The organism is Variovorax sp. P1_H12_2, from assembly GCF_056405335.1.
Genome location: NZ_JBFUCI010000233.1, coordinates 1 through 9,947 on the forward strand (window position 1 = coordinate 1; position 9,947 = coordinate 9,947).

Below are 9,947 nucleotides of genomic sequence, written 5' to 3' on the forward strand. Positions count from 1 at the left end.
GTGCCTGATCCGTCGGCACGGACCACGCGCGAGATTCGCAAGTCGGGCAGCGAGAGACCCGGATTCAACGCGCTGATCGCCTTGTCGTTCCAGCGTGAGATCCCGCCCGCAAAAATTCCGGCCAGCACATCCGCGCTCAGTCGCAATGATCCGGATGTCAGCCCCGGCAGGTTCACGACCGGCACCACGCCGCCTACCAGCGTGGGAAATTGGAAAAGCTGGTTTTTCTCGAGATCGGCGGCGCTCAACGGAACATCCGTCGCGCCGAAATCGACGGCGCGAGCAATCATCTGCTTGACGCCCGCCGAGGAGCCGCTGGGCACGTAGGTGAGGGCAATGCCCGTGTCGTGCGAATACTGTTTCGCCCATTCGGCGTACACCTCTGCCGGAAAGGTTGCTCCCGTTCCGGACACGGAGACGGCATCGGCTTGGGCCGCGAGCGGCAGACAGACGAGCGAAATGAGGAGCGCGGAAAGCCTGAGGAGGGACATGGCAACGGTGGCGAAAGGGGCGACGCGTACGAACGTATGAGTCGTTTGGATGGAGTAGGACGGAATTTGGAGCCACGCGGTGTCGGTGCCCCCATCGAAGCAGTGGCAATTTCGATGTGGTCGGATTGGACCGCTGATGCGCCTCCGCCTCCAAGGGCAGATGTCACGATCAACCAACAAAAGTGTCAGAGACCGCGCGCAGCACCTGCATCGGCCCTATGGCGTGGACGCGGTCCAGTTCCTCTTGCGAACGCAAGAACAATGAGCCAGCGAAGCCGAGGCCGTTCACCGAGATCGATTCGAAGCATGCGCGCGAACGCGGCACGACGAGCATCCAGCCTCGGCGAACCAGCAGGTTGTAAGGTGCCGACTGAACTTCGCCCTCTTCGGCGGCGACAGCGGAAATGCCGCACCGATGAAGCAACTCGCGATAGAGGGCATGCAACTCGGGAGCCGTCGCTTGCGGCGCCAGACGTGCGAACGCATGCCTGAACGGCAGCCGCGAGCCGCTGGCGAACACTCGCTCCATCGGTACTTCATCCGGGCTTTCGCGTGTGAGCGGGAGCGGCACAAGCTGCAGGTGCTTGTGCCGTTGGCTGGCCCCGGCTTCGACGCCCCCGTTGTAGAAGGCGAGCCCATCGACTTCACTCAGGCAAGTGATGAGCGCCGCGAAATCCTCGACGGTCAGGAGGCGCTCCTGGCGTTCGAAGCTCCGGGTGACGAGCAGCACATGGCCGGCGAGCAGTTGAAACTTGTTCAGCAGGACGTAGTGCGAGGGCGCGAGGTCGCCGACGAACAGAGAACGGTCGTAGTCGCCGAGTGGATCCCTGGCCGCCGCGACATGGCGCGCCTCGTCCTTGCGCGCGAGGCTCGATACCGTGCGCAAGACGAACCGGACGCCATCGCTGTCGAGGAGGATGGTTTGAGTCTCGATCGGCTGCAGTGCACCGTCTGCCAAGGCACGCCGCATTGCATCTTGGACGATGGACAGCGAAAACACGCCGTCATTCTCGACCCGTTCCGGGCAACCGTGAATGACCACGTGGGACCCAGCGGTATCGACCGCCTCCCAACGGGACGGACTTGCCTGTCAAGCCGTTGCCTTGCGACCTTCGAAATACGCAGCCAGGCGCATCCGTTCCTGCTCGAAGGCCGACATGCCGGCGAGAACCGCCTTCCAGTCGCCGCTGCGGCTGGCGCGGTCGATGCGCTCGCACGCGGCTGCGAACGCGAGCGCGCCGACCATCTTGCTGGCGCCCGCCATGCGGTGGGCGAACTGGGTGACCTGGGCGACGTCGGCGGCGGCCACCGCCTGGCTGAGTCCGGCCGAGTCGTCCTCGCACGTTTGCCGGAAGGCTGCCAGAACCTCGGCCAACATCGATGCGTCGCCAGCGCATTGCGCCGTGAGGAGCGCCTCGTCGATCGGGCCGATGGAAGGGGCGGCCTCGGGACCCGGGCTGGCCGCAGCGGCGGGCGGCGAGGAGGCCTGGGGCAGCGGCAGCCATCGATCGAGCTTTTCGGTCAGCTGCGCCAGTTCCACCGGCTTGACCAGGAAATCGTCCATGCCGGCGGCCAAGCACGTCTCGGCCTCCCCCTGCAGCGCGTTGGCTGTGCAAGCGATGATCGGCACCCGCTCGCGCCCCGCGTCGGATTCCAGCCGGCGGATGCTGCGCGTCAGGTCGTAGCCGTCCATGTGGGGCATTTGGCAGTCGGTGATGACCAGCCCGAAGCGACCCGACTTCCACATCTCCAGGGCCTGGACGCCGTCGTCGGCGGTCTGGCCGGCATAGCCCAGCGCTCGCACCTGGCGCATGAGCAGCATGCGGTTGATAGGGTGGTCGTCCACCAGCAACACCAGCGTTCCTTCCGTCTCGGCCTGCGCGGTGCCGGGCGCCGTGCGGCGCATGGCCATGGCCGCAGGCAGCGCGCGTGCGTTGTCGGCGCCGCTGCCTGACAGGGTCTCGGCGACAGGCAGGGACAATTCCAGGGTGATCGTCGTGCCCTTCCCCGCCTCGCTGTCCAGGCGGATCGAGCCCCCCATCATCTGCGCCAGCTGCCGGGAGATGACCAGCCCCAGTCCGGTGCCGCCCGGCCGCCGCCGTGCCTCGTCACCGTCCGCCTGGCTGAACGGCTGAAACAGACGCTGCTGGTCCTCGGGGGAGATGCCGATGCCGGTGTCCTTCACCTCGAACCGCAGGCTTTCCTGTCCCTCCGCGCGTCCCAGCCATTGCACGTTGATGTCGATCCAGCCCTCGGAGGTGAACTTGATCGCGTTGCTGACGAAGTTGTTGAGAATCTGGCGCAGGCGCACCGGATCGACCCGCAGCGCCGGACTGACGCGTGGGTCGACCATCCGCCGGACGATCAGGCCCTTGCTGCTGGCATTGCCCAGGTAGATGCTCTGCACCTCCTCGATCAGGCGCTTGATCGAGACGATTTCCGGTCGGATCTCCAGCTTGCCGGCCTCGATCTTCGAAAAGTCGAGGATGTCGTCGATGATGCGCAGCAGCGACCGGCTCGATTCCCGCACCAGCCCGAGCGTCTCGCGCTGCTCGGCGTCCAGCTCGGTCAGGCTCAGGAGTTCCAGCATGCCCAGCATGCCGTGCATGGGCGTCCTGATCTCGTGGCTCATGGTCGCCAGGAAGGTGCTCTTGGCGCGGTTGGCGGCTTCCACCTCGGCGCTGCGCTGCGCCAGGGCCGCATTCAGCTGCTCGATTTCACGCTCCTTCTTCTTTCTCTCCGTCACGTCTTCCGAAATGGTCAGCAGGTAGCGCGGCCGGCCGGCGTTGTCGAGGATCGGAATTTTCTTCGCGTGGAGGACGCGCACGCTGCCATCGTATGCATGCAGGGTCTCCTCGGGGATGTCCACTTCCCGGCCCAGCGTGAGCGCTTCCTTGTCCTTGGCCGCGAAGAAATCGGCTTCCTCCTGGGAACTGACGAAATCGCGAATCGTCTTGCCGAGCAACTCCTCCTGGCTGCGCCCCGTCAATTGCTCGAGCGCGCGGTTGACGCGGACGAGCTTCAGGTCATCGGCGTTCTTGACCATGACCTGATAGGGGATGTGGTGGATCACCGAGTTCAGGAACGCATTGGCCGTTTCCAGTTCGGCCGTGCGAAGGTGCACGCGCGCCTCCAGGTCGACGTTCAGGGCACGCAGGTTCTCTTCCGCCCGGCGCAGCGCCACCTTCTGCCGTTGTTCGTCGAGCGCTCGCCGCACCGAGAAACCCAGCCGCTGCACCCGTTCCTTGAGGACGTAGTCCGTGGCGCCGGCCTTCATGCAATCCACCGCCTCTTCCTCGGTCATCAACCTTTTGGAAATCACGATCAGCAGCAGCTCCGGGTGCTGCTGCCGCACGTGCCGCAGCATCTCCAGGCCGCCGACTTCGTAGTCGGACAGCACGAGGTCGAAGGCTTGCCGCTGCAGGGCGGAGACGAAGTCCTCCCTGGTTGGCACCCACACGATGTCGCAGTCAAGATCCCCGCCCTGCAGCCTGTCCCGGATGCGCTGCGCATCGGCCGGGTCGTCCTCGAGATGCAGCACTCGGATGGTCATCTGGGCGCGTCCTGCTCGCCACGGAGCGACTCGACGACTTCCTTGAACTCCTCGCGGTTGCGTTCGCTCAGCGCGGAGAGGGCCTCGTGCGCCTGCAGGATCCGCTTGCGCATCGCGCCCTGGCCGCCCCCCGTGCCCAGCGCGTAGAGCTCGGGCGCGGCGGGGTGGTCCTCGCGGATCGCGGCCAGCACCTGCTGCATGCTCAGTTCCTCGAACAGGGCGCGCACGGCCGGCGTCACCCCCGCGAGCACCACACCGCCCCGGGCGACCAGCTCGTGCACCGTGCCGAGGCAGGTGCTGTCCATGTACTCGCAGCCGGAGAGGTCCAGCACCAGGGAGCGTCCTCCGTCCAGCACGGCCAGGGCCGTTTCATGGAAGGCGTCGCAATGCATCCAGGTGGCCCGGCCACGCAGCGCAAGGTAGGCGGCATGGTCGGTTTCGCCATAGAACACCGCCTCACTCTCGGACCGCGGCGCGCCAGAGGCGGCTGACGCGTCGGCCGCGGGGAGCTCGGCGCCATTGTCGAACCAGGAGGCGCCCGCGTGCGCGTCGATGAGCAGGATGGTCACGTCATCCCGGTCCGCTCCCGCCGGTGCGCCACCGTGAAGGTGGGCCATCGCTTCCTGCGCACTGGAGAGCGGCTTGGCCAGCACCTGCTTGAGCAGGTCCAGCTCGCGCTCCGACCCGGAGGGCAGCAGCCCGTCGGTGTAGAGGAGGATCCGGTCGCCCGCCAGGAGATGAAGACGCACCTGTTGGAAGTGCGCGTCCGGCGCCAGCCCGAGCGCGGGTCCCGTGCGACGGACCAGGCGCGTTTCCCGGCCGTGACGTGCGTGCAGCACGGGCGGATGGCCCGCCGATGCCAGCGTGAGGCTCGCGTCCGACGTATCCAGCAGGCCAAAGACGGCCGTCAGGAAAAGTCCCGGCGCGGCGTGCGCCTCGCAGATCGAGCGGTTCACCGCGGCCAAGACCTCCGCCGGCGGCAGCGCGAGGCCCGTCGCCGGGTCCACCAGGACCAGCCGCTGCTTGAACAGCACCGAGAGCATCGCCGAGGTCACCCCGTGGCCGGTGGCGTCGGCCAGGTAGAAGGCGAGGTGCTGCTCGCCCAGCCGGACCACGTCGTAGAGGTCGCCGCCCACATGCTGTCCCGGGCGGTAGACCGCCTGGATGCAATAGCCCTCCATCGGGGGCGGGCTGCGCGGCAGCAAGGCGCGCTGGATCACCTCCGCCCGCTCGAGATCGCGGCGCAGCACTTCGGACGTCTGCTCAAGTTCGCAGACCTTGCGCTTCAGCTCCCGGTGCAACCCCTCGCGTTCAGCCAGCAGCTGCCGCCGCTCGAGCGCGTTGCGCACCGCGACCCCCATCTCTTCGGAGTGCGGCGATTTCGACAGGAAGTCGAACGCCCCCAGCCGGATCGCGGCCACCGCCGAGTCGAAGGTTTCCAGCCCCGAGAGGACGATCCACATGGCGTCCGGCACCGCCTGGCGTCCCCAGCGCAGCAGTTCCAGGCCGTCCATGCGCGGCATCATGATGTCCGTCAGCACCAGGGCGACGTCCGGGTGCTGGCGCAGGACCTCCTGCGCAGCGATTCCGTCGGCAGCCTCCAGGACCGGCGCGCAGCCGAGGGTTTCCAGTGCCCGCTTCACCATCAGGCGGGTCACCGGCTCATCGTCCACCACCAGCGCGACAGGAGGGACAGGGTCGAAGTTCATCACATCCTCTAGCAGCTAGAGTGCTGTGCAGACAAGAATTCTGCGAGTCGGCGGGCGCGATGGCAAGCCACTGGCACAACGAGCCGCAGCGCCGATACGCCCACTGCCCCATTGGGGGTATCGAAGGGCTATATTGAACGTGCCGCACCGACGCTCCATCGGAGAGGACGCATGAGGAGGCAATCATGCCGAAAACATCCGCCATGACACTCCTGCCGACCGCGGGCGCCTGCGCCCTGCTGTTGATGACGGCAGCGAAGGGCGCCGACAAGGTCGAAGCCGATTCCATCGTTCTCGGCGCGGCGGTGTCGATCACCGGCAAGTATTCCGTCAACGGCAAGAACACGAAGGACGGCTACGATCTTGCGGTCAAGCGCGCCAACGAAAACGGCGGCGTCAAGGTGGGCGACAAGAGCTACAAATTCAAGATCGTCTACTACGACGATGAATCCACGCCGGCGCGCGGGGCGCAGCTCGCCGAGCGCCTGATTGCCCAGGACGGAGTGAAGTTCGTGCTCGGCGCCTACAGCTCGGGATTGACCAAGGCGATCGCGCCGGTGACCGAGAAATACAAGGTTCCGCACGTCGAAGGCAACGGCGCGGCGCGCGAATTGTTCACCCAAGGCTATCGCTACCTGTTTGCCGTCCTGTCCACTTCGGACTACTACTTGCGCGATGCAGTGAACCTGGCGGCCGAAGTCGCCAGGCAGAACGGTCGCGACCCGAAGACGCTCAAGGTCGCGATGGCTTTCGAGAACGATCCGTTCAGCCTGGACGTGCGCGACGGCGTGGTGGAGGACGCCGCGCGTCAGGGCATGAAGGTCGTCATCGACGACAAGCTGCCGCCCGACCTGAACGACATGGCGGCGACGCTCGCCAAGGTCAGGGCCCTCAAGCCCGATCTGCTCATCGTGTCCGGGCACGAGAAGGGCGCGACCCTCGTGGTGCGACAGACGGCGGAGATGAAGGTGGACGTCCCGATGATCGCCACGACGCACTGCGACTCGGCCCAGGTTGCGGAGACGCTGGGCAAGCTCGCCGAGTCGGTCTTGTGCGCTTCGCAATGGGACCGCACCCTGAACTATCGGGACAAGTGGTTCGGCACCGCCGAGCAGTATGCGCAGCGCTTCAAGAAGGAGTTCGGCTACGAAGCACCGTACCAGGCGGCCGAGTCGACGGCGTCGGTATTGGTCTATGTGGACGCCTTCGAACGCGCCCAGTCCTTCGATCCCGAGAAGGTGCGCGATGCCATCGCCAGCACCGACATGATGACCTTCTACGGGCCGATCAAGTTCGACCCGAGCGGAAAGAACACCGCCAAGCCCATGGTGCTTTACCAAGTGCAGAACGGACACTACAAGGTGGTGGCCCCGACCCGATGGGCCGAGGCCAAGCTGGTCTGGCCGCGAAAGGTCGCGCCGTAGCGGCGGCGCTCCGTTCCCCGGTCCGGCGGCCCGGGACTGGGAGAGGTGAATGGCGAGATGAACAACCTCCAGTTGCTGTTCGACGCGCCCGTGCTGTCGGTGCAGTTGCTGCTCGACGGTATCTGGATCGGAGCGATCTTTGCGCTTCCGGCCTACGGCATGGCGCTCGTCTGGGGCGTGATGAACCTGATCAATATCGCCCAGGGCGAGTTGGTCATGCTCGGGGGGTACGTCGCGTTCTTCCTGTATGCCGCCGGCATCCACCCGTTGTTCGGAATTCCGCTGGCCGCGCTGCTGATGTTCCTTTTCGGCTGGGCGCTGTACCGCAGCGTCATCTTCCGCGTCGTGGACAAGGATCTGTTCGTCTCCATCCTCGCCACCTTCGGCCTCAGCGTTCTCTTGCAGCAACTCGCCAACGGCCTGTTCGGCGCGAATCTGCGCACGGCCGAGTCCGGTTTCGGAACCTTGTTCCTGTTCGGCGGGCTGGTCACTGTCGCCGAGATCAAGCTGGTTTCATTCGTGGCGGCCCTGGTGGTCGGGGCTGCGTTGATGGGGTTTCTCAAGCGTTCGCGAATGGGACGGGCGATCCGGGCCACGGCCCAGAACGCGCGTGCCGCGCGCATCATGGGCGTCGATACAGACGCCGTGTACGCCTGGACCTTCGGCATCAACGCGGCGATCTGCGGGGCGGCCGGGGCCTTGGTGGCGATGACCTGGGTGGTGCATCCGTACCTGGGCCTGCCGTACACGGTGCGCTCGTTCATGATCGTGATCCTCGCCGGACTCGGCAATGTGATGGCCGTGTTCGTCGCAGCGCTCGGGCTCGGCGCGGCCGAGAATTTCGCCGGGTTCATCCTCGGTGCGGAATACCAGGCGGCCTTTGTCTATGGCCTGCTGGTCGTCATTCTCGTGTGGCGACGATTCTCGCTCGGTCGCCAGCGGAGGGTCCTGCGATGAACTCGGCGTTCACGCGTGCGGCCCTCTATGCCGGCGTGGCGGTCCTGGCGCTGCTGGCGCTGCTGGCGCCGATCCTGGTGCCCGGCTACCGCACGCAGCTGGCGTTCCTTTGGGTGATGATCGTGTTCGCGCTCACCTGGGACCTGCAAGGCGGCCAGATGGGCTACAACTCTTTCGGCAACATCCTGTTCTTCGGCATCGGCACGTACGCCTGTGCCGTGGTGCAGCGGGACTCGGGTCTCGGCTATTTTCCGGCGCTGTTCCTTGGCATGGGTGGGGGCGCCGTGCTTGCAGTCGCCGTGGCCGCACTGCTCGGGTCCGGCATGCTCGGCTTGCGCGGACACTACTTCGCCATCGGCACGCTGGGTCTTGGCATTGCCGCGGGCGAACTTGCCGGCGGCTGGGATTTCATCGGCGCCGGCGCGGGCATGGTCCCGCCGCTGTTCCCTGGCGCGATCGGCGGGCGCGAGAGCTTCTTCTACTACCTCTGCCTGGCACTTGCGGCCATCACCTTTGCGTTCCTTCGCTGGTTGTACGCCGGACGCTTCGGCCTTGCGATCAACGCCATCCGCGACGATGAAGACAAGGCCGAAGCGATGGGCCTGCGCACGACGCGGTACAAGACCACGGCGTGGTGCATCTCGGCGTTGTTTCTGGCACTTTCCGGCGCTGCCGTGGGCAACATGATCGGCTTCATCGATGCGCGCGAGGTCGCGTTCGCCGGCACGACCTTCGGCGTGTGGATGGTGCTGATGGCGATCCTGGGCGGGAAGGGAACGCTTTGGGGCCCCGTGATCGGTGCGGTGATCTTCCATCTGACCAAGGAGGCGTTCTGGACCTACCTGCTCGGCTGGCAGCGCGTGGCGCTCGGCTTGCTGATCGTGATCATCGTGGTGTTCTTCCCGCGCGGGATTCTCGGGTGGGTGCACGAGCGCTGGCCGGAGCGCTTCGGTCACCGGATCGAAGGATCGGAGGTCCATCAGTGACGGCGATCCTCAGCATCCGCGGCGTGCGCAAGACATTCGGCGGCGTGGTCGCCAACAACGGGATCGGTCTCGACGTGCCCGAGGGCAAGATCATCGGGTTGATCGGCCCCAACGGCTCCGGCAAGACCACGCTGTTCAATTCGATCGTCGGCTATCACCCGATCGACGCCGGCTCGATCCGCTTTCAGGCGCGCGAGATCTCCCGTTTGCGCGTGCCCGAAATCGCCCGTCTGGGTCTGTTGCGCACCTTTCAGCAGACGCGCATCTACCGCAGGATGACCTGCATGCAAAACATGATCATCAGCGTGCCGCAGTCCGGCGATCGATGGCGCTCGATGTTTCGCCGCGTTTCGCCCGCCGAGACCGGCAAGGCCGAGGATCTGCTCAAGTTCGTCGGCCTGTACGCCAAACGCCAGCTTCAAGCGGGCGAACTTTCCTTCGGACAGCAGAAGCTGCTCGAGTTCGCCATGGCGCTCATGAGCGAACCCAGGATGCTGCTGCTCGACGAGCCCACGGCCGGCATCAATCCGACATTGATCAACGGCCTGATCAGCCAGCTGCGCCGAGTGAACCGCGAGTTCGGGGTCACGCTGTTCGTCATCGAACACAACATGCGGGTGATCATGCGGCTGGCCGAATACATCTACTGCCTCGCGCATGGCGAGTTGCTTGCGCAGGGACAGCCTGAGGTCATCCAGAATGATCAGCGGGTGATCGACGCCTACCTGGGGGCGCGTTGATGGCGACCCAGAAGCACGGGCAACGCGACGACGCCGATCTGGACGAAGACTGGCTCTCGGTCGATGAGGTCGCGCGCGAGGCTGCGC

The 9,947-nt window shown here is 65.8% G+C and carries 8 protein-coding genes; 4 read left to right on the forward strand and 4 right to left on the reverse strand.

Going from position 1 to position 9,947, the window contains the following annotated elements:
- From AC1D2K_RS21355 to AC1D2K_RS21370, 4 genes are all read right to left on the reverse strand, one after another.
- Positions 1-491 (reverse strand): substrate-binding domain-containing protein (locus AC1D2K_RS21355; RefSeq protein WP_478090831.1); only part of this gene is annotated, 491 nt, incomplete at its 3' end.
- A gap of 169 nt (positions 492-660) precedes the next feature.
- A complete protein-coding gene (locus AC1D2K_RS21360; protein ID WP_478090832.1) occupies positions 661-1,491 on the reverse strand; it encodes an ATP adenylyltransferase family protein in 831 nt (276 codons plus the stop codon).
- A gap of 90 nt (positions 1,492-1,581) precedes the next feature.
- Positions 1,582-4,044, reverse strand: coding sequence for a PAS domain-containing hybrid sensor histidine kinase/response regulator (locus AC1D2K_RS21365; protein ID WP_478090833.1), 2,463 nt, complete (start codon positions 4,042-4,044; stop codon positions 1,582-1,584).
- Positions 4,041-5,753, reverse strand: coding sequence for a SpoIIE family protein phosphatase (locus tag AC1D2K_RS21370; RefSeq protein ID WP_478090834.1), 1,713 nt, complete (start codon positions 5,751-5,753; stop codon positions 4,041-4,043). Before AC1D2K_RS21370 ends, AC1D2K_RS21365 begins: the two co-directional genes overlap by 4 nt.
- Before the next feature lie 185 nt (positions 5,754-5,938).
- On the opposite strand from AC1D2K_RS21370, the gene AC1D2K_RS21375 reads away from it, so the two are divergent.
- Genes AC1D2K_RS21375 through AC1D2K_RS21390 form a run of 4 tightly spaced genes read left to right on the forward strand, consistent with a single transcriptional unit; the run spans position 5,939 to position 9,860 of the window.
- Positions 5,939-7,177 (forward strand): amino acid ABC transporter substrate-binding protein, encoded by a 1,239-nt coding sequence (locus tag AC1D2K_RS21375; RefSeq protein WP_478090835.1) that lies wholly within the window; start codon positions 5,939-5,941, stop codon positions 7,175-7,177.
- A 57-nt stretch (positions 7,178-7,234) separates the two neighbouring features.
- The gene (locus AC1D2K_RS21380) at positions 7,235-8,134 is read left to right on the forward strand and encodes a branched-chain amino acid ABC transporter permease (protein WP_478090836.1); all 900 of its coding nucleotides are present in this window, start codon (positions 7,235-7,237) and stop codon (positions 8,132-8,134) included.
- Positions 8,131-9,120, forward strand: coding sequence for a branched-chain amino acid ABC transporter permease (locus AC1D2K_RS21385; RefSeq protein WP_478090837.1), 990 nt, complete (start codon positions 8,131-8,133; stop codon positions 9,118-9,120). The genes AC1D2K_RS21380 and AC1D2K_RS21385 overlap by 4 nt, the downstream gene beginning before the upstream one ends.
- Positions 9,117-9,860 carry an ABC transporter ATP-binding protein gene (locus AC1D2K_RS21390; protein ID WP_478090838.1) on the forward strand — a complete coding sequence of 248 codons (744 nt, stop codon included), beginning with the start codon at positions 9,117-9,119 and terminating at the stop codon, positions 9,858-9,860. Before AC1D2K_RS21385 ends, AC1D2K_RS21390 begins: the two co-directional genes overlap by 4 nt.
- Positions 9,861-9,947: the final 87 nt, after the last annotated feature.

Bases quoted from the DNA above. Each gene is read 5' to 3' on its own strand.
- AC1D2K_RS21365 (WP_478090833.1), bottom strand. From the start codon at position 4,044: ATGACCATCCGAGTGCTGCATCTCGAGGACGACCCGGCCGATGCGCAG.
- AC1D2K_RS21370 (WP_478090834.1), bottom strand. From the start codon at position 5,753: ATGAACTTCGACCCTGTCCCTCCTGTCGCGCTGGTGGTGGACGATGAG.
- AC1D2K_RS21375 (WP_478090835.1), top strand. From the start codon at position 5,939: ATGCCGAAAACATCCGCCATGACACTCCTGCCGACCGCGGGCGCCTGC.
- AC1D2K_RS21380 (WP_478090836.1), top strand. From the start codon at position 7,235: ATGAACAACCTCCAGTTGCTGTTCGACGCGCCCGTGCTGTCGGTGCAG.
- AC1D2K_RS21385 (WP_478090837.1), top strand. From the start codon at position 8,131: ATGAACTCGGCGTTCACGCGTGCGGCCCTCTATGCCGGCGTGGCGGTC.